17 protein-coding genes are annotated in these 23701 nt (G+C 72.1%); 9 read left to right on the top strand and 8 right to left on the bottom strand.

Going from position 1 to position 23701, the window contains the following annotated elements; translation table 11 throughout:
- Positions 1 to 109 precede the first annotated feature (109 nt).
- A complete protein-coding gene (locus AC1Q7O_RS08765) occupies positions 110 to 2260 on the top strand; it encodes a putative bifunctional diguanylate cyclase/phosphodiesterase (RefSeq protein WP_492661055.1) in 2151 nt (716 codons plus the stop codon).
- On the opposite strand, the gene gshA is transcribed toward AC1Q7O_RS08765, so the two are convergent.
- From gshA to AC1Q7O_RS08725, 8 genes are all read right to left on the bottom strand, one after another.
- Positions 2257 to 3750, bottom strand: coding sequence for a glutamate--cysteine ligase (gene gshA / locus AC1Q7O_RS08760; protein ID WP_492661054.1), 1494 nt, complete (start codon positions 3748 to 3750; stop codon positions 2257 to 2259). The genes AC1Q7O_RS08765 and gshA overlap by 4 nt on opposite strands.
- A gap of 44 nt (positions 3751 to 3794) precedes the next feature.
- Entirely contained in the window at positions 3795 to 5456 is a 1662-nt protein-coding gene (locus AC1Q7O_RS08755; protein ID WP_492661053.1) for a SulP family inorganic anion transporter, read from the bottom strand.
- Positions 5457 to 5612: 156 nt separating this feature from the next.
- A complete protein-coding gene (locus tag AC1Q7O_RS08750) occupies positions 5613 to 6575 on the bottom strand; it encodes a Bug family tripartite tricarboxylate transporter substrate binding protein (protein ID WP_492661052.1) in 963 nt (320 codons plus the stop codon).
- Positions 6576 to 6790: 215 nt separating this feature from the next.
- The gene (locus AC1Q7O_RS08745; RefSeq protein ID WP_492661051.1) at positions 6791 to 8800 is read right to left on the bottom strand and encodes a diguanylate cyclase; all 2010 of its coding nucleotides are present in this window, start codon (positions 8798 to 8800) and stop codon (positions 6791 to 6793) included.
- The gene (locus tag AC1Q7O_RS08740) at positions 8797 to 10881 is read right to left on the bottom strand and encodes a GGDEF domain-containing protein (protein ID WP_492661050.1); all 2085 of its coding nucleotides are present in this window, start codon (positions 10879 to 10881) and stop codon (positions 8797 to 8799) included. Before AC1Q7O_RS08740 ends, AC1Q7O_RS08745 begins: the two co-directional genes overlap by 4 nt.
- Positions 10882 to 11000: 119 nt before the next feature.
- Positions 11001 to 12695, bottom strand: coding sequence for an ABC transporter ATP-binding protein (locus AC1Q7O_RS08735; protein ID WP_492661049.1), 1695 nt, complete (start codon positions 12693 to 12695; stop codon positions 11001 to 11003).
- Positions 12692 to 13720: an ABC transporter permease gene (locus tag AC1Q7O_RS08730; RefSeq protein ID WP_492661048.1), complete on the bottom strand. Its 1029-nt coding sequence runs from the start codon at positions 13718 to 13720 to the stop codon at positions 12692 to 12694. The genes AC1Q7O_RS08735 and AC1Q7O_RS08730 overlap by 4 nt, the downstream gene beginning before the upstream one ends.
- Positions 13717 to 14655, bottom strand: a complete 939-nt coding sequence (locus AC1Q7O_RS08725) for an ABC transporter permease (RefSeq protein ID WP_492661047.1) — start codon at positions 14653 to 14655, stop codon at positions 13717 to 13719. Before AC1Q7O_RS08725 ends, AC1Q7O_RS08730 begins: the two co-directional genes overlap by 4 nt.
- Before the next feature lie 138 nt (positions 14656 to 14793).
- Between AC1Q7O_RS08725 and AC1Q7O_RS08720 the strand changes: the two genes are divergently transcribed.
- The 8 genes from AC1Q7O_RS08720 (at position 14794) to AC1Q7O_RS08685 (ending at position 23694) form a co-directional block, all read left to right on the top strand.
- The gene (locus tag AC1Q7O_RS08720; RefSeq protein WP_492661046.1) at positions 14794 to 16590 is read left to right on the top strand and encodes an ABC transporter substrate-binding protein; all 1797 of its coding nucleotides are present in this window, start codon (positions 14794 to 14796) and stop codon (positions 16588 to 16590) included.
- Positions 16590 to 18398 (top strand): ABC transporter substrate-binding protein, encoded by a 1809-nt coding sequence (locus AC1Q7O_RS08715; RefSeq protein WP_492661045.1) that lies wholly within the window; start codon positions 16590 to 16592, stop codon positions 18396 to 18398. The genes AC1Q7O_RS08720 and AC1Q7O_RS08715 overlap by 1 nt, the downstream gene beginning before the upstream one ends.
- Positions 18399 to 18518: 120 nt before the next feature.
- Positions 18519 to 18848, top strand: coding sequence for a PspC domain-containing protein (locus AC1Q7O_RS08710; protein WP_492661044.1), 330 nt, complete (start codon positions 18519 to 18521; stop codon positions 18846 to 18848).
- A gap of 153 nt (positions 18849 to 19001) precedes the next feature.
- Positions 19002 to 20615 carry a wax ester/triacylglycerol synthase family O-acyltransferase gene (locus AC1Q7O_RS08705; protein WP_492661043.1) on the top strand — a complete coding sequence of 538 codons (1614 nt, stop codon included), beginning with the start codon at positions 19002 to 19004 and terminating at the stop codon, positions 20613 to 20615.
- Positions 20616 to 20620: 5 nt separating this feature from the next.
- Complete coding sequence (locus AC1Q7O_RS08700; protein WP_492661042.1) at positions 20621 to 21256, top strand: hypothetical protein; 636 nt, start codon at positions 20621 to 20623, stop codon at positions 21254 to 21256.
- A 117-nt stretch (positions 21257 to 21373) separates the two neighbouring features.
- Positions 21374 to 22186, top strand: a complete 813-nt coding sequence (locus AC1Q7O_RS08695) for an esterase/lipase family protein (RefSeq protein ID WP_492661041.1) — start codon at positions 21374 to 21376, stop codon at positions 22184 to 22186.
- Positions 22187 to 22261: 75 nt separating this feature from the next.
- Complete coding sequence (locus AC1Q7O_RS08690) at positions 22262 to 23032, top strand: DUF4184 family protein (protein WP_492661040.1); 771 nt, start codon at positions 22262 to 22264, stop codon at positions 23030 to 23032.
- 62 nt (positions 23033 to 23094) lie between these two features.
- Positions 23095 to 23694, top strand: a complete 600-nt coding sequence (locus AC1Q7O_RS08685; RefSeq protein ID WP_492661039.1) for an ATP-dependent Clp protease proteolytic subunit — start codon at positions 23095 to 23097, stop codon at positions 23692 to 23694.
- Positions 23695 to 23701: the final 7 nt, after the last annotated feature.

Raw genomic sequence — 23701 nt, 5'->3', positions numbered from 1 at the left:
ACGGCTGACCGGGTCTTTTTTTGCCTGAATCGGGGTGGCCGTGAAGGCTGCCGCAGCCTTGCCACGGTGCCGGCGCGCCAAGCTTGCGCTTCGCTTGCATACTGGTTCGATGCCCGTCGCCGACCTCGCGCTGCGCTTCGACCCCGGCGTCGTCGTGCTGTCCTACCTCACCGCCGCCTTCGCCTCCTACGTGGCGCTGGACCTGGCGCAGCGGGTGCGCACGCCGGACGCGCAGACCGCCAGGGTCTGGTGGTTCGCCGGCTCGCTGTCCATGGGCAGCGGCATCTGGGCGATGCATTTCATCGGCATGCTGGCGCTGAAGCTGCCGTTCGCGACCGGCTACGACAAGGCCGTCACGGCGCTGAGCTGGCTGGCGGCGGTGGCCGTGTCGGCCATCGCGCTGCGCGTGGCGGCGCTGGACCGGCTGACGGTGAAGCGGCTCACGCTGGGTGCCGTCAGCATGGGTGCCGGCATCTGCGGCATGCACTACACCGGCATGGCGGCGCTGGTGCTGGCGCCGGGCATCCGCTGGCACTGGGGCATGGTGGCGGCGTCCGCCGGCGTGGCCACGGGCGCGGCGGCGGCGGCGCTGGTGATCTTCTTCTGGCTGCGCCGGCTGTCCGCCGCGCAGGCCCGCTGGGGCCAGCTGGCCGCGGCGCTGGTCATGGGCGCGGCCGTGGCCGGCATGCACTACACCGGCATGGCCGCTGCCGGCATCGCCGACGACAGCGTCTGCCTCAGCACCAACGGGCTGCGCGGCGACAACCTGGCCGCGCTGGTGGCCGGCGCCACGCTGGCGCTGCTGGTGCTGACGCTGTTCACGTCGGCGCTGGATGCGCGGCTGCGCCGGCGTGCCGCCGGGCTGCAGCAGTCGCTGCACGAGGCCAACACCGAGCTGGCCGAGCAGGCGCTGCGCGACGCGCTGACCGGGCTGTCCAACCGCCAGCTGCTGGACGACCGCATCAGCCACGCGATTGCGCGCGGCCGGCGCGACGGCACCGGCGTGGCGCTGCTGATGCTGAACCTGGACGGCTTCAAGCCCGTCAACGACTCGTTCGGCCACGCCGCCGGGGACGCCGTGCTGCGCGAGGTGGCGGCGCGGCTGCAGGCGCAGTCGCGCGGCCACGACACACTGGCCCGCCTGGGCGCCGACGAGTTCGTCGTGCTGCTGGAGGGCGAGGCCGGCGAGGCGCCGCTGGCGCAGATCGCACAGCGGCTGCTGGACGCGCTGGCCGAGCCCATGGCCATCGTCACCGGCGAGGCCAGCCAGCCGCTGCAGCTGTCGGCGTCCATCGGCATCGCGGTGCACAGCGGCAGCGACATCGCCAGCCGCATCCTCATCGGCCAGGCCGATTCGGCCGCGCAGTCGGTCAAGCGCAGCGGCGGCAACGGCTTCGCGTTCTTCGAGGCGCACATGCAGGACGGCGTGCGCGACCAGCTGGAGCTGGCCCGCGACCTGCGCGCGGCGCTGGAGGCCGGCGGTGCGGGCCTGGCGCTGCACTACCAGCCCAAGGTGGCCGGCGACACCGCGCGCGTGCTGGGCGTGGAGGCGCTGCTGCGCTGGCAGCACCCGCGGCGCGGCCCGGTCAGCCCCGGCACCTTCATCCCGGTGGCGGAGCGCTTCGGGCTCATCATCCCGTTGGGTGACTGGGTCATCGACGAGGCCTGCCGGCAGATCGCCGACTGGCGCGACCAGGGTCTCAAGCTGCGCGTCGCCATCAACCTGTCGGTGCAGCAGCTGCGCCAGCCCGAGGCGCTGCTGCAGCGGCTGCAGCAGGCGCTGGCGCACCACCACCTGGACGCGGCGCAGCTGAGCTGCGAGATCACCGAGTCGGTCGCCATGGAGGACGCCGCCGCCACCGAGCGTGTGCTGCAGCGCCTGGGCGCGCTGGGCGTGAGCCTGTCCATCGACGACTTCGGCACCGGCTACTCCAGCCTGGCCTACCTGCGCCGGCTGCCGGTGTCGCAGCTGAAGATCGACCGCAGCTTCATCCAGGACCTGGAGACCAGCGCCGACGCACGCGCCATCGTCAACGCCGTCATCGAGCTGGCCCATGCGCTGAGCCTGGAGGTGGTGGCCGAGGGCGTGGAGACCGAAGGCCAGGCCGCCGTGCTGCGCGCCAAGCGCTGCGACAAGCTGCAGGGCTTCCTGTTCGCCCGGCCCATGCCGGCCCAGGAGCTGGCCCGCTGGGCGATGCAGTCACAAGGCGATGACGCGCGGCTGGGCTTCAGCGACTCGGTGTTCGCCGGCCTCGACTAGACGGCCATGCGCTCCGGCGCAACGTAGAAGCGCCGGAAGGTCTCGAAGTCCAGCGTGTCGGCCCGCTCGATGCGGGCCTGCTGGGCCAGCGACTCGGCGGCCATTGTCTCGAAGCGCTGCTGCAGCGCGTCCGGGAACGGCAGTGCCAGCAGTGCGGCGCGCGTGGCGTCGCTCTGGCGGCGGATGAAGCCGACGTGGCTGTCGCCGAAGTCCTGCGCCATGACGGCCAGCACGCGCGCCGACGGGCACAGCTCGGGCCGCTGCAGCCGCTCGCCCACGCGGGCCAGCGCGTCGCGGTAGGCGCTGCCGCCGTGCGCCGCGTCCAGCGCCTCGGCCTGCACCGCGCAGCCGGCCAGGATCTGCGCCGCCCAGTCGGCCAGCGAGCGCTCGCCGCCCTGCCAGTGCTCCAGCACCAGGCCCGGCTCGCGGCCGCGTGCGGCCACCGCATGCTGGTTGCGCGCGTTGGCGGCGATCTCGTCGGGCGTGTCGTCGGGGCTGTCGCTGTGCAGGCAGTGCAGCAGGAAGGTGTCCAGCACGCGGATCGCGTCGGCGCCGATGCCCACGGGCTCGAACGGGTCCAGGTCCATCAGCCGCACCTCGATGTACTCGACGCCGCGCTCGCGCAGCGCATGCAGCGGCCGCTCGCCGGAGCGGATCACGCGCTTGGCGCGGATGGTGCTGTAGAACTCGTTCTCGATCTGCAGCAGGCTGGTGGAGAGCTGGTTGTAGTCACCGCCCGGCGTCTGCACGCCGATGGCCTCGTAGGCCGGGTAGGGGCGCGACAGCGCGTCCTGCAGCGAGGCGGCATAGCTCTCCAGGCAGTTGTAGCTGACCGAGATGCTGGCCTGCGCATCGCTCTGGTAGCCCAGGCGCCCCATGCGCAGCGACGTGGCGTGCGGCAGGTACAGCGTGTGCTCGGCCAGGCGCTGCAGGCCGTGGTCGCGGCCGTGCACGAAGCTGTCGCACAGCGCCGGGCTGGCGCCGAACAGGTACAGCAGCAGCCAGCCCTCGCGGCGGAAGTTGCGGATGGCGCCAAAGTAGCCCTCGGTGGACACGCCCGGCAGCGACCAGTTGTAGTGGATGCCGGAGATGGTCTGCATGCGCCGGCCGTAGCGCTGGCCCAGGCCCATGCGGTAGATGCTCTTGGCGCGGCCGACGTTGCTGCTGCCGTAGCGGCCGATGGGGATGGTCTCGTCGGCCGGCAGGCCGCAGGGCATGGAGCTGACCCACAGCCGCTCGTCGGCGAGGGCCCGGTAGACGGCCTGGTGGATCTCGGTGAGTTCCTGCAGGCAGTCCTGCACGCCGGCGTGCACGCCGGTGATGAGCTCCAGCTGCGACTCGCTGTAATCCGTCGTGATGTGCGGGTGCGTCAGCGCCGACCCCAGCGCGGCGGGGTGCGGCGTCAGCGCCAGGCCGCCGCCGGGCAGCGCGCGCAGGCTCTCTTTCTCGATGCCACGGCGGATGCCGAGCAAGGTCTCTTTGTCGTTCATGGCGTCTCGAGCGCTAATTGGCCCGAGACGGTAGCAGAACGGCGCTACAGCTGCCCCGGAGCGTCGTGGTCGGCCAGACTGGGCCTCAGGTCATGTTGGCCGGCCTGGATGCCCTCGTGGTGGCTGAGGTAGAGCGACACGTCGTGCCGCTCCAGCCAGCCGATCGCCTTCAGCCGGTCCAGCACGGGGCCCTTGACCTCGGAGAACTCCAGCCGCAGCCCCTCGCCCGCGAGCGCCGCGCGCAGTTCCTGCAGCGCCACCAGCCCCGACACGTCGATGTGGTTGACCGGCCCCATCAGCAGCAGCACGCGCTGCGGTGCGCCGACGCGCTCGCGGTGCTCGCGCACGCGGGCCAGCACGGCGTCCACCAGGCCGCGGGCGTTGGTGAACACCAGGCTCTCGTCGATGCGCAGCCCCACCACCTCGGGCTGGCACTCGACGGCGTAGCGCTCCACGTTGCGGTAATGCTGCGTGCCGGGCACGCGGCCGATGCGCGCCACATGCGGCTGCGCGGTGCGCTGGATCAGCAGCGCGATGGAGCCCACCACGCCAATGGCCAGCGCCGCGCCCACGCTCCACAGCAGCACGGCCGCCGTGACGGCTGCCATCAGCAGCCCCTCGGCGCGCGCATAGCGCCAGGCCTCGCGGTAGTGGCGCGCCGTGAAGCCGCCCAGCACGGCGACGACGATGGTGGCTGCCAGCACCGGCTTGGGCAGGTGCGCCAGCGGCCCGGCCAGCAGCAGCATGGCCAGGCCCATGAAGCCGGCGACGAACACCAGCGTCCAGCGGCTCTGCGAGCCAGCCTCGTGCAGCAGGATGCTGCGCGAGAAGCTGCCCGCCACCGGCATGCCGCCGGTCAGCGACGCGACGACGTTGGCCGCCGCCAGCCCGCGCAGCTCGGCGGCGGGCAGCACCTTCTCGCCGCGCCGCTGCGCCAGCGACTCGGACACCGCCAGGCTGGACACGAACGCCATCAGCGCAACCAGCGCGGCGGACGGCAGCAGCCGCAGCCACAGCGCCGCGTCCAGCGACGGCAGCGCCAGCGGCAGCGCCAGCTGCGGCAGCGCGCCCACCTGGGCCACACCGTCCGCCGCCGGCGTCAGTGCCGACAGCACCATCGCGGCCACCAGCAGCAGCAACGGCGCCAGACGCGCCAGCGTGCGCGACCCGGCACGACGCGACAGCAGCAACAGCGCGATGGCCACGCCGCCCCAGGCCAGGCTCAGCGGCTTCACGCCCGCCTGCGCGGTGGCCAGCGCCAGGCCCGGCAGCGTGGCGCCGGTGGCGGCGCTGCCCAGCAGCACCGGCACCTGGCTGGCCGCGATCATCAGCGTGGCGCCATTCTCGAAGCCGCGCAGCGCCGGCACCGACAGCAGGCTGGACAGCGCGTCCAGCCGCAGCAGAGCCGCCAGCGCAAGCAAGCCGCCCACCTCGGCGGCCAGCACCAGCGCGCCGGCTTCGGCGCTGACGCCGGCCGGCAGCCCCGCCAGCGCCTGGGCGATCATCAGCGCCAGCACCGCCACCGGCCCCAGGCCCAGCACGGGGCTGGAGCCCAGCGCCGCGTAGGCCAGCAGCGGCAGCAGGCTGGCGTACAGCCCGGTCTGCGGCGGCAGTCCGGCCAGCATCGCATAGGCCAGGCTCTGCGGGATCAGCAGCACGGCGACGACGGCACCGGCGATCAGGTCGGCGCGCCAGGTCGCTCTCATGTCAAGCATTTCCTGCGGGCCGAGCGCCGGGCCGCTCCCAAGCCGGCCCGCGCTGGCGATGTGCTCGCGGCTCGATGCCGCGGGCATCGCCGCCCCCTCGGGGGGCCGACCAGACTCGCTCGCGTTCAGCGACGCGAGGTTGGGCGAGGGGCATCTTCATCGGTCGACCTTGACGCCGGAGACCTGGATGACGCGCGCCCACTTGGTGGTCTCCGCCGAGATCAGCGCCGCGAACTCCGCGCCGCCGCTGCCGTGCACCAGCATGCCGCGCGCGGTCAGCCGCTCGCGCAGCGCGGGCGCGGCCAGCGCGGCCACGCAGTCGCGCTGCAGCCGCGCCAGCGGTTCGGCGGCCAGGCTGCCGGGCGCGAACAGGCCGATCCAGGCGCTGGCCTCGTAGCCCTTCAGCGACAGGCCGCCGGCCTCGTCGATGGTGGGCAGGTCCGGCAGGCTGGGGCTGCGGCGCGCGCTGGTGACGGCCAGCGCCAGCAGCTTGCCGGCGCGGATCTGCGGCAGCGCCGACGGCAGCACGTCGAACATCAGGTCCATGTTGCCGGCGATGACGTCCTGCTGCGCCGACGCGGCGCTGCGGTACGGGAAGTGCAGCATGTAGGTCTGCGTCAGCCGCTTGAACAGCTCGCCGGCCAGGTGCGTGGGATTGCCGTTGCCGCTGGACGCGATGTGCAGCCGCCCGGGCTGGGACGTGGCGGCGTGCACCAGGTCGGTCAGGCGGCGCACGCCCAGCGACTGCGCGACGGCCGGGTTCATCACCAGCACCAGCGGCACCGTCGCGACGAGGCACACGGGCGCGAAGTCCTTCACCGCGTCGTAGGGCAGTCGGCGCGACAGCAGCGGGTTCAGCACATGCGTGCCCAGGCTGCCCATCAGCAGCGTGTGGCTGTCCCCGGCCGCCGCCACGGCGGCGGTGCCGATGTTGCCGTCCGCGCCGGGGCGGTTGTCGACGGTGACGGGCTGGCCCAGGCTCCTCTGCAGGTCGGGCGCCAGCAGCCGCGAGGCCTGGTCCGCCGCGCCGCCCGCCGGGTAGGGCACGACGATGCGCAGCGGCCGGGACGGCCAGGCCGGCTGGGCCCAGGCGCCGGGGCTGGCGAGGCAGAGCAGCAACGCGCGCCGTTGCAACTGCGGGCCGAGCGCCGGGCCGCCCCAAGCCGGCCCGGCCCGGCGATGTGCTTGCGGCTCGATGCCGCAAGCATCGCCGTCCCCTCGGGGGCTGAGGCCGGACACGACGAGTCCTGTGGACTTGTCGTGCCTGCCGAAGCTCTGCGGCCGCCGGCCGCAGAGCGGTCCCAGCCAAGGTACGCCTTGGACGAGGGGCTTCTTCATGCCGGGCCCACCAGCACGTTGAGCCGCACCTGCCCCTGCAGGCAGGCCGCGTCGAAGTCCTGCAGGATGGCCGCCAGCGTGTCGGCGTCGGGTGCCTCGACGGCGGCGATGCCGACGCCGCGGTTGCGCCCCTCGGCCTTGGCCTTGTAGAGCACCATGTCGGCCCAGTTGACGGCCTGCTCCCAATGCAGGCGCAGCGCGGCGCCGGCCGTGCCGCCCAGCGGGAAGCTGGCGAAGCCGATGCTGGCCGTGATGCGCAGCATGCCGTCGGGCGTCGCGATGGGCGGGCCGCCGATGCCGTGCAGGATGCGTGCGGCCATTTGCGCCAGGTCGTCGGCGGGCAGCTCGGGCGCGAAGACGAGGAACTCCTCGCCGCCCCAGCGCACGACGAGGTCGGTATCGCGCACCGCGGCGCGGATGCGCCGGCCCACCTCGACGATGACGGCGTCGCCGGCCGCGTGGCCGTGCTGGTCGTTGACGTTCTTGAAGTGGTCGATGTCGATCATCATCAGCACGCCACGGAAGCCCTCGGCGCCGCCGTCGCGCGCGCGGGCGTCCATGACGGCCAGGAAGTGGCGGCGGTTGGACAGGTCGGTCAGCGGGTCGCGCTCGCTCTGCGCGCGCAGCAGGTGCTGGTTGGCCGTCAGGCGCGCCTGCGCGCGGCGCATGCGCAGCAGCGTGACGCCCACCAGCGCCAGGGACAGCAGCAGCAGCACGCCGATGGCCAGGCCCAGCTGCTGCGCGAGGCGGCCGTTGGCCAACTGCTGGTCCTTCAGCTGGCCGTCGCGGGCCAGCAGCGCCAGGTCGCGCTGCTTGGCGGCGGTGTCGTACTTGCGGCGCAGCTCCTCCAGCGCGCTGGCACGGTTGCGCTCGTTGGTGCGCGCGGTCAGCTCGCGCTCGCCGTGGTACGCGGCCAGCGCTTCCTTGTGCTGGCCGGCCTCGGCCCAGGTGTCACCCAGCTCGCGCAGCTCGCGGGCGCGCGGCACGAGGTCGGCGGGGTCCATCGCGAACTCGGCCACCTTGGCGAGCTCCTGGCGGGCCGCGTCAAACTGACGCAGCTTGATCTGCGTGACGGCGAGGTTGTGGTGCAGGTTGCGTTCCTGCAGCCTGTCGTGGAAGCGCTGCAGCACCGGCATGGCCCGCTGGGCGGCGGCCAGGGCCTCCTTCAGCAGGCCCAGGTGCATGTAGGTGTCGACGAGGTTGGTGCGCAGCTGCGCCGCCAGGTGCGGCGCGTCGGCCTGCTCGGCGAGCTGCAGTCCGGCCTCCAGCGCGGCGCGGGCGGCCGGCACGTCGCGCGAGCGGCGCTCCACGACGGCCTCGTAGTTGCGCACGCGCGCCCCGGCCACCGGGTCGCCCTGCGCCTCGGCATGCGCGGCGCGGATCTCGGCGCGCGCCGCGTCGAGCTGGTCCTGCTGCTGCAGCACGGTGGCCAGCAGGCCCAGGCTGAGCGCGGCGAGGTGGCGGTCGCCGCCCAGCCGCGCCAGTGCCAGCGCGCGGCGCGCGCCGTTCTCGGCGTCGACAAAGGCGCCCTGCCCCGCCTGCTCGCGCAGCTGCAGCCGCAGCGCCTCCCAGGTGGCGGCCACGTCGCATGCGGCGTCGCGCTGCGCACGGCCCGCCTCGTCGGCGGGGCAGTGTTTCTCCAGGCCGGTCAGCGCGCGGGCGGCCAGCGTGCCGGCCGGCCGGCCGGCGCGCTCCTGGATGAGCGCGCGCAGCAGCCAGCTGCGGTCGGCGCCGCCGTCCAGCGCTGCCAGCTGCACGGCCACCGCGTCGGCCGCCTCGGCCTGGCCGGCCGCCAGCAGCACGCGGCCGCGCGCGAACAGCCAGGCGGCCTCGCGGGCCGGCTCGGCACCCGCGGGCCAGCGCCGGTCCAGCTCGGCCAGCATGGCGGCGGGCTCGTCGTAGGCGCGCCGCGTCAGGTCGGCCAGCTGGGCGCGTTCGGCCGCGAGGTCGGGCGTGGCCTGCGCCACGGCAGCGGCCAGTGTCAGCGCGAGCAGCCAGGCCTTCATGCGTGGGCCGGCCGGGCGCCGTCGTGAGGGGTGGGGCCGTGCAGCACCGTCAGGCCCACGCGGCCTTCGCTCCAGGCGGCCTCCAGCTGCGCCGTCAGCTGCGCGGCGGCGGCGGCGTCGGCGGCATGGATGCGCTCGACGCCGTAGGCCTTGTTGCGGCCATGCGCCTTGGCGAGGTACATGACGGTGTCGACGAGGTCGATGGCACGCTCCCACGGCAGGCGCAGGCCGTGCGGCGGCACGGGCAGGCTGACGAAGCCGATGGACGCCGTGACCGGGATGCGCCGCCCCTCGTGCTCCACGGGGCGGCCGCCGATCAGGTCGAGCAGGCGCTGCGCGAGCTGCGGCGCGAACAGGCCCTCGCGGGTGCGGGCGACGATGAGGAACTCCTCGCCGCCCCAGCGCACGACGAGGTCGCCGTCGCGCACGGCCTCGCGCAACCGCCGCGCCAGCTCGGTCAGCACGGCGTCGCCGGCAGCATGGCCGAAGCCGTCGTTGATGCGCTTGAAGTGGTCCACGTCGATGAGGAAGACGGCGCCCGCCAGGCCGTCGGGGCCGCTCAGCGTCTTGATGGCGGCCTGGAAGTGGCGGCGGTTGGCCAGGCCGGTCAGCGGGTCGGTCTCGCTCTGGCGCTGCAGCGATGCGTTGCTGTGGGCCAGCTGCTCGTTGGTGCGGCGCACGCGCCGGAACGCCTGCCACAGCAGGCCCAGCGACACCGCGACGCAGCCGCCCAGAGCGGCCCACAGCATCAGGCCCAGGTTGCGCTGGTGCACCTGCTCGGCCTTGAGCGCGTTGTCGCGGTTCAGCAGCTCGATGTCGCGGGCGCGCTGCTCGGCGTCCTGGCGCTCCTGCGCCTCCAGCAGCAGCTTGCGGGTCTCGTCGCGCAGCACGCGGTCCACCAGGCGGCGGTGCTCGCGCCAGGCGTCCACGGCGCCGCCCAGGTCGCCGGCGCGCTCCAGGTAGACGGCCAGCTCCTTCCAGCCGTCGGACGCGTACGTGACGGCGCCCTGCTGCTCGTCCAGCGCGATGGCCGCGCGCGCCTCGGCACGGCCCTCGGCGACGCGGCCCAGCGCGATCTTGGCCAGGCCGATGTTGGAGCGGGCCACGCTCTCGGCGCTGACGTTGCGCGTGGCGTGCGCCAGCGGCAGCGCCTGCTCGGCCAGCTCCAGTGCCCGCGCGTAGCGGCCCTGGCGCAGGTGGTAGTCGGCGAAGTTGGCCAGGCCCAGCGCGCGCACCGAGTCGGCGCCGGCCGCGGCGGCCTGCTCCAGCGCGTCGGCGTTGGCCTGCAACGTGATGCTGGTGTCGGCGTCGTCGGCATGCACGATGCCGCGCGTCGTGTGCACGGCGTTCAGTGTCATGGGGTCGGGGTCCTTCTGCGCCTCGGCCAGCGCCTGTGCGGCGAGCTGACGGGCGCGGGCCGGCGTGTCGGCGCGCAGCGTCGTGAAGGACAGGTCGGCCAGCGACAGCGCCACGCGCCAGGGCTGGCCGATCTGCTGCGCCAGGCGCAGCGCCTGGTGGCCCTCGGTGAGCGCGGAGTCCAGCTCGCCAGCGTCGCCGCTGATGCCGGCGAACATGCGGTGGTACCGCCAGCGGGACAGCGCGCCGGCGGCCGCCAGCTGCGCGGCGTCCACGCCGGTCAGCAGCTTGCGGGCCTCGCGCAGGTCGCCCTGCGAGCGCAGGTACTCGGCGCCGATGATGGCCGCGGCGACGCGGGCGTCGGCGCGCTGCTCGGCGACGGGCCAGTCGCGCAGCCGCTGCGCCAGGCGGTCGCTGAGCACGCGGTCGCGGGCCAGCGACGCAAGCAGGCCGCGCTGCGCGACGACGTCCAGCCGCGCCTCGCCGCCCGGCTGCGCGGCGGCGCGCTGGCGCAGCTCCAGCTCGTACTGCGCCGGCTTGGCGCGCTCGGCACGCTCGATGCGGTCCAGCTCACGCGACAGGCTGTCGTCGGCCGCCGCGGCCGAGGCCGCCGACGACGGCGCCGATGGCGTGCCGGACGAACCGCCCGGCGAGCAGGCGGCCAGCAGCAGCAGCGCGGCGAATGCCGCGCACTGCGTCTTGAGCTGGGCCTGGATTGGATGCATCACGGCAGCAAAACGGGGGCTTGTGGTCCCGAACCGCCCATTTCAGCGCGGTTGCGGGGCAGCATCGCACGGCAGGCGCAGCAGAGCGTTCAAATTCCACGTGCCGCGCCGCATCACGCTCAGGCCCGCGCGCCCTGGTAGCCGCGCGGCACGGCGCCCAGCAGGCGGCGCGTGTAGTCCTCACGCGGCGCGGCGATGAGGGCCTGCGTGGGCGCCTGCTCGACGACGTCGCCGTTCTGCATGACCAGCACCTCGTCGGAGATGAACTTGACGACGGCCAGGTCGTGGCTGATGAAGATGTAGCTCAGGCCGAACTCGTCCTGCAGGTCCTTCAACAGGTTCAGCACCTGGGCCTGCACCGACACGTCCAGCGCCGACACGGCCTCGTCCAGCACCAGCACCTCGGGCTGCAGCGTCAGGCAGCGCGCGATGGCGATGCGCTGGCGCTGGCCGCCGGAGAACTCGTGCGGGTACTTGGCCATGGCGCTCTCGTCCAGGCCCACGCGCCGCAGCAGCGCCACCGCGCGGGCCTCGCGGTCGGCCGTGCCGCTGCCGATGCCGTGGATCTCCATCGGCTCGCGCAGCGTCTGCGCGATCGTGAAGCGCGGGTTCAGCGACGCGTAGGGGTTCTGGAACACGACCTGGATGCGGCGGCGCATCTGCTGCCAGTCGGCGCCGCTCATCTTCAGCAGGTCGCGGCCGTCGAACAGCACCTGGCCGCCCATCGTGCCGTTGGTCTGCTCGTGCAGGCGCAGCAGCGCCAGGCCCATGGTCGTCTTGCCCGAGCCGGACTCGCCGACGACGCCCAGCGTGTAGCCCTTGCGCAGCGTGAAGTTCACGCCCTTGACGGCCTTGAACTCACGCCGGCCGAACAGCCCGTCCTTGAGCCAGAAGCTCTTCTTCAAGCCGGTGACCTCCAGCACGACGGGGGCGTCGGGGTCCTTGGGCTTCACGTCGGTGGACGCGGCGCGGCCGGCGATGTGATCGTCGATGACCATCAGCCGCGCCGGGTTCTCGGTCAGCGACGGCCGGCAGGCCAGCAGCGCCTTGGTGTAGGCGTCCTGCGGGTCGCTGAAGATCTGCGCGACCGGCGCCGTCTCGCGCACCTGGCCGTGGCGCATGACGACGACATGGTCGGAGATCTCGCCCACCACGCCGAGGTCGTGCGAGATGAACAGCAGGCTCATCTTGTGGCTGTCCTTGAGCCGGGCCAGCAGTTCCATGACCTGGCGCTGGATGGTCACGTCCAGCGCGGTGGTGGGCTCGTCGGCGATCAGCAGCTTCGGGCTGCAGGCCAGCGCCACGGCGATCATGACGCGCTGCTGCTGGCCGCCCGACATCTCGTGCGGGTAGGCCGCGAGGCGCCGCTTCGGCTCGGGGATGCCGACCTCGTGCAGCAGTTCCTCGGCGCGCACCCGCGCCTGGCGACGCGTCATGCCCATGTGCTTGACCAGCGGCTCGCAGATCTGCGTGGCAACGTCGAACACCGGGTTCAGCGAGCTCATCGGGTCCTGGAACACGCAGGCAATGTCCTTGCCGCGGATGGCCTGCAGCTCGCGGGTGGACGCCTGCAGCAGGTCGCGGCCCTGGAACAGGATGGCGCCCGAGCGCTCCGCGTTGCTGGGCAGCAGGTTCAGGATGGACATGGCCGTGACGCTCTTGCCCGAGCCCGACTCGCCCACCAGCGCCACGGTGCCGTTCTCCGGCACATCGAAGCTGATGCCCTTGACGGCCAGCTGGCGCTTCATCTCGCCGCCCTCGCGGCCCATGCGGAAGGCGACCTGCAGGTCCTGGATGCTGAGCAGCGCGGTCATTCGAGTCCCCTCAGCTTCGGATCGAGCGCATCGCGCAGCGCATCGGTGAACAGCGCAAACGCGGTGACGAAGACGGCCATGAAGGCGGCCACGGCGGCCAGCTGCCACCAGTAGCCGAGGATCAGCTCGTTCTGCGCCTCGGCCAGCATGGTGCCCCAGGAGACCTGGTCGACGCTGACGCCCAGGCCCAGGTAGCTGAGGATGACTTCGCTCTTGATGAAGCTGACGACGTGCAGCGACAGCTGCACCAGCGCCACGTGCGACACGTTGGGCAGGATGTGCCGGAACATGCGCGACGCCTGCGACGCGCCGATGGCCTCGGCCGAGCGCACGTACTCGCGCACGCGGTGCTTCATGAACTCCGCACGGATGAGGCGGTAGATGCCGGTCCAGCCAGTCAGCGCCAGGATGGCGACCACCGAGCCCATGCCGCGGTGGAAGATGGCCGCGAACGCGAAGATCAGCAGGATGCTGGGGATGGCCGTGAAGACGTTGTAGACCCACTCCAGGAAGTCGCCCACCCTGCCGCCGAAGAAGCCCGAGACGGCGCCCAGCACGGTGCCGATCAGCGTGGCCACCACCGCCGCGGCCAGGCCCACGAAGATGGACACCTCGGCGCCCTTGACGACCTTGGCCAGCACGTCGCGGCCCAGCCGGTCGCCGCCCAGCGGCAGCGTCTCGGCGCGCACGATCTCGTCGGTCTTGAACGCCTTGGCGCGCTCGGCCCACTCGGCGTAGCGGGGCGCCAGCGGGTCGATGTCGAACAGGTCGACGTTGGGGCCAGTGGGCGCGGCGATGGTGCCGGTGTCCTCGGCGGGCTGCGGGCCCAGCAGCGTCGGCGGCGCGTTGGGCACGCCGATCTCCCGCTGCCAGCCGGCGGCGACGAGGTCGGTGGCCGCCAGCAGCACCAGCACGAGGAACACGCCGACGATGCCCATGGACACGACGCCGACACGGTCGGTCTTCAGGCGCCGCCAGGCGGCGGCCCAGACGCCGCCGGAAGAGGAAGTCAGCACGGCACTCATTTCAGGACAACGCGGGGATCGACGAGCTTGTAGAGGATGTCGACGACGAGGTTGACCGTCATCGTCAGCGCCGCCAGGTAGATGGCGAAGGCCTGGATGACGGGGTAGTCACCGCGGTTCACGGCCAGGTAGAGCTCGCGGCCCAGACCCGGGATGGAGAAGAACACCTCGATCAGGAAGCTGCCCACCAACACGCCGGGCAGCAGCACCGACACGTTGGTCAGGATGGGGATCATCGCGTTGCGCAGCACGTGCTTGAGCAGCACGGTGCCCTCGGTCATGCCCTTGGCGCGCGCAGTGCGCACGTAGTCGTGGCCCAGCTCGTCGAGGAAGAAGCTGCGGTACAGCCGGATCTGCGGCGCCAGCGACACGGCCACCGCAACGAGGATGGGCAGCGGGGCGTAGGTGGTCAGGTTGGTCCAGTGGCTGGCCGTCCAGCCCTGCACCGGGAACCAGCCCAGCCGGAACGCGAAGAAGTACTGCGACAGGATGACGTAGACCAGCAGCGAGATGGACACCGCCACCGTCGTGCAGACCATCACCGCGCGGTCCGTCAGGCTGCCGCGCACGGTGGCCACCGCCAGTGCGAACGGGATGGCCAACAGCACCTCCAGCACCAGGATGGGCACGGTCACCGTCAGCGTGGCCGGCAGCCGCGTCGCGAACAGGTTCGCCACGGCCTCCTTGGTGGCCCAGCTGCGGCCCCAGTCGAAGGTCACGATCTGCTTCAGGAAGATCAGCAGCTGCTCCCAGACCGGCTTGTTCAGCCCGAGCTGGTCGCGGATGGCCTCGATCTGCTCGGGGCTGGCGTTCATGCCGCCCAGGATGATGGCGGGGTCGCTGCCGAAGTACTTGAACAGGAAGAACACCAGCAGCACGACGCCCAGCAACGTGGGGATCATCTGCCACAGGCGTCGAATCAAATAGGCCGCCATCGGGGCTCCCAGAAACCACAAACCCCGCGGCAGGCGCGGGGTTACACCAGAGAACGGGCCGGAGTCTATGCGAGCGCGCCGCCCGCCCACCCTGACGGTTTCACTAGACTCCGCGCTTTTCCAAGCGCACCTCCCGCGATGAAGCCTTCCCTCCTGCTGACCGGCCTGCTGCTGGCCTGCACGCTGACCCTTGCACAGGCCCAGGACAAGGTGCTGCGCTATGCCTTCAAGGTGGCCGAGACCGGGTTCGACCCCGCGCAGATCAGCGACACCTACTCCAAGGCCGTCGTGGCCGGCATCCTGGACGCGCCGCTGGAATACGACTTCGGCGCCCGCCCGTTCAAGCTGCGGCCCAACACGCTCGCGGCGATGCCCGAGATCAGCGCCGACTTCAAGACCATCACGATGCGGGTCCGGCCTGGCATCTACTTCGCCGACGACCCGGCCTTCAAGGGCCGCAAGCGCGAGCTGACCGCGGCCGACTACGTCTACAGCGTCAAGCGCCACTACGACCCGCGCTGGAACAGCGCCAACCTCTACCTGCTGGAGAACCCCAGAATCCTGGGCCTGTCGGAGCTGCGCCGCGAGCTGATGGCGGCGAAGAAGCCGTTCGACTACGACCGCGAGGTGGCAGGCCTGAAGGTGCTGGACCGCTACACCTTCCAGCTCAAGCTGGGCGTGCCCGACCCGCGCTTCGTCTACCAGTTCGCCGACGCCGGCTTCCTGGGTGCCGTCGCGCGCGAGGTCGTCGAGTACTACGGCGAGAAGATCATGGAGCACCCGGTGGGCACCAACGCCTACCGGCTGGCCGAGTGGCGGCGCAACTCGCGCATCGTGCTGGAGAAGAACCCCAACTACCGCGACGTGCGCTACGCCGAGACCGCACCGCCCGACGCCCCCGACAGGCTCAAGGCCGAGGTGGCCGCGCTGCAGGGCCGCCGGCTGCCGATGGTGGACCGCGTGGTGATCGACATCGTCGAGGAGAACCAGCCGCGCTGGCTGTCCTTCCTGCGCGGCGAGGCCGACGTCATCGAGGAAGTTCCCATCGACTTCGCCGGCGTGGCCATGCCCGGCAACAAGCTCGCGCCCAACCTCGCCAAGCAGGGCCTCACGATGACGCGCTACCCGCGCGCCGACGTGTCCTTCAGCTACTTCAACATGGAGGACCCGGTCGTCGGCGGCTACACGCCGGCGCGCATCGCGCTGCGCCGTGCGATCAACCTGGCCGTGGACCTGGACAAGGAGCTGCGCCTCGTGCGCCGCGGCCAGGCCGTCAAGAGCCAGGGGCCCATCCCGCCGGTGGCCTTCGGGCACGACCCGGCGTTCCGGTCCGAGATGTCCGAGTTCAACCTCGCCAAGGCGCGCGCGCTGCTGGACATGTACGGCTACAGGGATCGCGACGGCGACGGCTGGCGCGAGCAGCCCGACGGCCAGCCGCTGCTCATCGAGTACGCCACGCTGGCCGACGGCGAGCGCCGCCAGCTGGCCGAGCTGTGGCAGAAGAACATGACCGCGCTGGGCGTGCGCTTCAAGTTCAAGATCGGCAAGTTCCCCGAGCAGCTCAAGGCCGCCAACGCCGGCAAGCTGCAGATGTGGCAGGCCGGCTGGGTGGGCACCACGCCCGACGGCGACACCTTCGTCGCAATGGGCTCCAGCGCGTCCAAGGGCAAGGCCAACAAGCCGCGCTTCGACCTGCCGGCGTTCGAGGCGATCTACGAACAGCAGAAGGCGCTGCCCGACGGCCCCGAGCGCGCCGCGCTGCTGACCGAGCTGCAGCGCCTGCTGGTCGCCTACGCCCCCTACAAGTTCCACGTGCACAAGGTCTGGACCGACATGGCCCAGCCCTGGGTGCGCGGCTACAGCCGCAACATCTTCGTGCGCGACTTCTGGAAGTACATGGACATCGACCCCGCCGCACTGCCCAAGGAGCCCTGATGAAGCCCCTGCTCGCCGCGCTGGCGGCCTGCCTCGCGCTGGCCGCACCGGCCCGCGCCGCCGAGCCTGCCAAGCCCACCAAGACGCTGCGCTACGCCTTCCGCATCGCCGAGACCGGCTTCGACCCGGCGCGCATCTCCGACATCTACTCGCGCACCGTCACGGCGCACATCTTCGAGACGCTGTACGCGTTCGACCCGCTGGCGCGCCCCCCGCGCCTGGTGCCGCTGCTGGCGGCCGGCGAGCCCGAGGTCAGCGCCGACTACAAGACCTTCACGATCAAGGTGCGCCCCGGCATCTACTTCGCCGACGACCCGGCCTTCCAGGGCCGCAAGCGCGAGGTCACCGCGGCCGACTTCGTCTACAGCATCAAGCGCTTCGCCGACCCCGCCACCAACGCGCAGGCCTGGGTGGCGTACGAGGAGAACGGCCTAGCCGGCCTGAACGAGCTGCGCGAACAGGTGCTGAAGTCGAAAAAGCCGTTCCCCTACGACACCGAGATCGAGGGCCTGAAGGCGCTGGACCGCTACACGCTGCAGGTGAAAACACGTGCCCCGCGGCCGCGCCTTGTCGAGTCCATCTTCAGCGGCAACGACATCTACGGCGTGGTCGCGCGCGAGGTCGTCGAGTTCTACGGCGACAAGATCATGGAGCACCCGGTCGGCACCGGCCCCTTCGTGCTGAAGGAATGGCGGCGCAGCTCGCAGATGGTGTTCGAGCGCAACCCGACCTACCGCGAGCGCCACTACGAGTCGCAGCCCGCGCCTGGCGACAAGGAAGCCGAGGCCATCTACGCGAAGTTCAAGGGCCGGCGCCTCCCGATGGTGGACCGCGTCGTCGTGGACGTCATCGTGGAGAACCAGCCGCGCTGGCTGGCCTTCCTGAACAACGAGCACGACTTCATGGAGCGCGTGCCCGAGGAGTTCATCACCCAGGCCGCGCCGGGCGGCCGCATCGCGCCCAGCCTGGCCAAGCGCGGCATGCAGGCGGTGTTCACGCTGGCGCCGGACATGACGCTGACCTGCTTCAACCTCGACGACCCGGTCGTTGGCGGCGTCACGCCGGACAAGGTTGCGCTGCGCCGGGCCATCTCGCTGGCCTACGACGTGCGCAAGGAGATCACGATCGCGCGCCGCGGCCAGGGCGTGCCGGCGCAGTCGCCCATCCTGCCCAACACCAGCGGCTACGACCCGGCCTTCAAGAGCGAGATGAGCGACTACGACCCGCCGCGCGCCAAGGCGCTGCTGGACATGTACGGCTACATCGACCGCGACGGCGACGGCTGGCGCGACCTGCCCGACGGCAGCCCGCTGGTCATCACGCGCAACACCGAGCCCAACTCGCTGAGCCGCGCCATCGACGAGCTGTGGGAGAAGGCGATGCGGGCCGTCGGCATCCGGCTGCAGATCAAGATCCAGCAGTGGCCCGAGAACCTGAAGGCCGTGCAGGCCGGCAACTATCAGATGTGGCCCGTCGGTTCCACCGCCACGTCGCCCGACGGCCAGGAAGCCCTGCAGCGCTACTACGGCCCCGGTGCCGGCACGCAGAACCTGCCGCGCTTCCGCGACGCGCGCTTCGACGCGCTGTATGACCGCATGCAGGGCCTGCCCGACGGCCCCGAGCGCGACGCGCTGTTCAAGGAGGCCAAGCGCTACGCGGTGACCTACATGCCCTACAAGGTCCATGTGCATCGCATGCTGACCGACATCGAGCAGCCGTGGATGAGCGGCTTCCGCCGGCCGCTGTTCTGGAACGACTTCTGGCAGTACGTCGACATCGACGCAGGACGATCACGGGCGCGCCAGTAGGCCGCCCATCCGCGGATTTCCGCGGATGCATCCCACGGTTTCGACGGCCTGTCGCAAGCCGCTGGCAGGCACGCCGCGTGCCGATAGGCTTCAGCCCATCAACACCGACAGGAGCTCGAGATGAACGACGCGGAAGAACTCAACAAGCTGGCCGACCTGCACGCCCGCGGCGTGCTCAGCGACGCGGAGTTCGCGCAGGCCAAGGCCCGGGTGCTGGGCGGCCTGGGCACGCCCAGCCACGGCGCCGGCAGCAACCCCCACTTCAACGCCGTCAACGACCTGCGTCGCGCCCGCGTGGACCGCTGGATCGGCGGCGTCTGCGGTGGCGTCGCCCGCTTCACGGGGCTGGACTCCTGGGTCTGGCGCCTGATCTTCACGGTGCTGTTCCTGGTCTTCGGCAGCGGCGTGTTCCTCTACATCCTCCTCTGGATCTTCGTCCCCGAGGAGTAAGCCCACCCCCGAGGCGCTGACGCGCCTCCCCCTCAAGGGGGCGCCGCTGGCGGCCCGGCAAAGCCGGTTCCGCGGCGGCTGCTGGAGGGGTCGGCCCGGAGGGCCTCCACCGGTTTCATCGGTATGCTGGCTCGACAACGCCGGAGACCGCCGATGAAACAGCTCCCAGGCCTCGACGCCAGCTTCCTGTACCTGGAGACGCCGCAGATGCCGATGCATGTCGGCGCGCTGCACCTGCTGGAGCTGCCGGCCGGCTACGACGGCGACTACCTCGAGGACCTGCGCGAGCACATGCGCGCCCGCATGCCGCTGCTGCCGGCGCTGCGACGCAAGCTGCTGACGATGCCGCTGGGCCTGTCCAACCCCGGGTGGGTGGACGCCGAGCCCGATCTCGAAGACCACATCGTCGAGATCCCGTTGGCCGAGGGCAGCGGCATGGCCGAGCTGGAGGCGCAGGTGGGCGCCCTGCACCCCGTGCTGCTGGACCGGGCTCGTCCCCTGTGGAAGTTCCACGTCTTCACCGGCCTGGAGCCCGGCCCCGATGGCCAGGTGCGCGTGGCCCTCTACACGCAGCTGCACCACGCCGCCGTGGACGGCCAGGCCGCCGTGGCGCTGGCGCAGGTCATCCTCGACCTCAGCCCCGAGCCGCGCGCCATCGAGTCGCTCGCCGCGCGCGGCAAGAAACGCGGGCAGCTGGGCACCGTGGGCCTGCTGCGCGCGGCCGTGTCGCAGCAGTGGCAGCAGACCGTCAAGCTGGCCCGCGCGCTGCCCAGCGCGGCCGGCATCCTCGGCAATATGGCCGTGGGCTACGTGGGCGGCGCCGCGGCCGGCAGCTCCGTCGACAAGCTGCGCGCGCTGCTGGCCGCCGTGTCCGGCGCGGCGGCGCAGACGACCGCCCTCGTGCGCGGCAAGACAGCCGTCTCCAGCCTGGGCCCGGCGCCGCGCACGCGCTTCAACGTGAGCCTGTCCGACACGCGCTCGTTCGCCGGCGTCACGCTGCCGCTGGCCGAGCTGAACCGCGCCCGCAAGCGCCACGGCGCCAGCGTCAACGACGCGGTGCTGTTCGTCATCGGCGGCGCGCTGCGGCGCTACTTCGCCAAGCACGGCCCGCAGCCGCGCAAGAGCCTCATCGCCGCCGTGCCCGTGTCCACGCGCGCGGCCGGCGACACCACGTCCAACAACCAGGCCACGATGACCTTCATGAGCCTGGGCACCCACCTCGCCAGCCCCCCTGACCGGCTGGCCCACGTGATGGCGTCCAGCCACGCGATGAAGGCGCAGATGGCCCAGCTCAAGAGCCTGATGCCCACCGACTTCCCGTCCCTGGGCATCCCCTGGCTGATGCAGGCCGGCGCCATGCTGTACGGCCGCGCCAAGGTGGCCGAGAAGCTGCCGGTCATCGCCAACGTCGTCATCTCCAACGTGCCCGGCCCGCAAGTGCCGCTGTACCTGGCCGGTGCGCTGATGCTGACCAACTACCCCACGTCCATCGCCGTGCACGGCCTGGCGCTGAACGTGACGGTGCAGACCTACAACCAGTCGCTGGACATCGGCCTGATGGCCTGCGGCGAGGCACTGCCCGAGACCGCCGAACTCGCGGCCTATGTCGAGGCGGCCTTCATGGAGCTGCAGGCGCTGCCAGTGGCCGAGGTGGCGGCTGAGCCGGCGCCGGCCGTGAAGAAGCGCGCCCCGGCGAAGAAGGCCGCTGCCAAGCCGGTGGCCGCCAAGAAGGCGCCGGCCAGACGACGTGTCGCCAAGGCTGCCTGACGGCGATGGATGACTTTCCAGGCGACCTGGTCTTCTGGGGCTGCGTGCTGCTGGGCGTCATCGCGCTCATCGTGGTTGTCGTCAAGAGCGACCACAGCGACGCCAAGTCGCGGCAAGAGGCCCTCCTGCAGAAGCGGCTGGCCGGCTATCCCGCCACCGCCCACGCCGTCATCCTGCGGGGCAAGCGGCCTGCCGGCTGGAAGGCGGCGCTGCACATTCTCGTGGTGGCGGCACTCGCGCTCGGCCTGCCCATGCTCAGGCCTGCAGGCGCGCTGTCGCTGCTGTGCGAACGCCTCGGTGCGGCGCAGACCGCACAGCTGCTGTGGCTGCTGATCTATCCGGGCCTCCCGATCCTGCTGATGCCGACGCTGTCCCCGCTGCTCCTGCAGTCCGTGCGCATCCTCCGCGGCGGGTACGCACCGCCGCTGGACAGCGTGCCGACGCAGGACACCATCGCCGTGGCCGGCTGGCGGGCCACGCTGCGCGGCGTGGTGGGTCTGGTGCTGTTTCCCGTGCTGGTCGGCGTCATCGGCTACCTGGCGGCCGACCTGCGCCAGACCTTCGACGCCCGCCCCGCGAGCGCGAACGCCACCGCCCAGTGCCCCATCGGCAAGCCGTCAACAGCAGCGCCGCGCCCCTGAGCCCACGGCGAGACCACCGACGTCGCCCACGCGACACCGGCGCCCCGGGCAAGCACGCTGCACCGCCCCGCGCCGGCCGGCGGACAATCGCGGTGCTTGAGTCCCTTTCCCGCCTGCATGCCCGCCTCCCGCTCGCCGCGCCTCCCGCGCCGGCCCACGCCGACTGACCACGCCCCCGCTGCCGCGCACGACCTGCGCGCCCCCAATGCCTGGCTGCTGATGCTGGAAGGCCGCGCGCCGTGGGAATACGCCGCGCTGCTGGCCACGCTGCCGTGGATGAAGAAGCTCCCCCAGGGCGACGGCCACCCGGTGCTGGTGTTCCCCGGCCTGGGCGCCAACGACCTGACCACCGCGCCGCTGCGCGCGCTGCTCGATTCGCTGGGCTACGCCACGCAGCCCTGGCAGCAGGGCTTCAACTTCGGCCCGCGCGCCGGCGTGCTGGAGCAGTGCCGCGCCCACCTGGCAGACCTGCACCGCCGCCACCACCGCAAGGTCAGCCTCATCGGCTGGAGCCTGGGCGGCATCTATGCCCGCGAGTTGGCCAAGGAAGCTCCTGAGCTGACGCGCTGCGTCGTCACGCTGGGCACGCCGTTCACCGGCCACCCGCGCGCCACCAACGCGTGGCGCTTCTTCGAGATGGTCAGCGGCCAGACCGTGGCCGACGACCACGACCTGCTGGCGCAGATCCGCCAGGCGCCGCCGGTGCCCACCACGTCCATCTACTCCAAGACCGACGGCGTCGTCGCCTGGCGCTGCAGCGTCAACGAGCCGTCACCGCTGGCGGAGAACATCGAGGTCCAGGCCAGCCACATCGGCCTGGGCGTCAACCCCATCGCGCTGTACGCGCTGGCCGACCGGCTGGCGCAGCCCGAAGGGCAGTGGCAGCCTTTCGAGCCCAAGGGTGCGCGGCGCTGGTTCTACAAGACCTGACCCCGCCACCGGGCACGCTGCCCATGGCGCAGGACTTGCTGCACCCGCCCTGCCCTTTCGTTTGAAGACCCACCCATGCCCTGGACCTTTGCCCACCCGGCGGCCATCCTGCCGCTGCGGCGGCTGTGCCCCCGCTGGCTCTCGCTGCCGGCCCTGACCCTCGGCGCCATGGCGCCCGACATGAGCTACTACATCGGCATGCACGGCAAGTGGCGCGCGTTCTGCCACACGCCCGAGGGCATCCTCACCGCCTGCCTGCCGGTGTGCCTGCTGCTGCTGGCGCTGCTGCTGCGCTTTGCGAAGCCGCTGACCGTGCTGCTGGCCGAACCGCACCGCGGCCTGGTGCGCGCGCAGCTGCAGCCGCCGCCGCACCCGGCCTGGCGGGCGCTCGCGGTAGCCATGCTGTCGGTGCTGATCGGTGCGGCCACGCACCTGGTGTGGGACTCGTTCACGCACGAGGGCCGCTGGGGTGCCGAGCTGCTGCCCGATCTGGAGGAGCCGCTGCTGGAGGGGCTGGACCGGCAGTTCCAGCTCACGCACCTGCTGCAGCACCTGAGCACCGCCGTGGGCGTGGCGGCACTGGCCGTCGTGTACGGGCGCGCGCTGCGCCGCCTGCCGCCGGCCGTGCCCGCACCGCTGGACACGCAGCGCCGCCGCCTGCTGCTGGCCTGCGCGGCCGTGGCCCTGGCCATCGGGGCCGCCAGCGCCTGGGCGCTGACGCCGGCCACGCTGCCCGCCTACGGGTCGCACCGCCTCGTGCGCAGCGTCGTCTGGAGCACCAGCTGCTTCGCGGCGCTGCTCGCCGTCGCCAGCGCGGCCTGGTGGCGCCGCCACGGCGATGCCTGACCCCGCTTCCACGCCGCCGCGCTTCTCGCGGTAAGGTATCGCCCTCAACCGGACCCAAGCCCATGCAACACCACACCCTCGCCGCCGCCGACGACAAGGCCGCCAAGAAAGAAGCCCCCGAGAAGCAGGAAGAGCAGCTGCTCTTCAAGGGCCGCTACGTGATGATCTTCGGCGAGATCGACGACAAGATGGCCCACGCCACCTGCCGCCGCCTGCTGGCGCTGAGCCAGGAATCGGACGCCCCCATCACGCTGCTGATCTCCAGCCCCGGCGGCCACGTCGAGAGCGGCGACGCCATCCACGACATGATCCGCTTCGTGCGCGCCCCGGTCACCGTGGTGGGCACGGGCTGGGTGGCCAGCGCCGGCACGCACATCTACCTGGCCGCGCCCAAGGAGCGCCGCGTCGCGCTGCCCAACACGCGCTTCATGATCCACCAGCCGGCCGGCGGCGCCGGCGGCCAGGCCAGCGACATCGCCATCCAGGCCAAGGAAATCATCCGCACCCGCGAGCGCATCGCCGCCGTCATCGCCCGCGAGACCGGCCAGCCGCTGGACCGCGTGCGCGTGGACATCGAGCGCGACTTCTGGATGGGCACCGAGGAAGCCATCGCCTACGGCCTGGTGTCGCGCGTCATCGAGCGCCAGGTCGACCTCGGCTGACCCCGCG

The sequence above is a fragment of the Roseateles sp. GW823-FHT07B05 genome (genome assembly GCF_058794515.1).
This window is presented reverse-complemented; position numbering and strand designations above follow the sequence as displayed.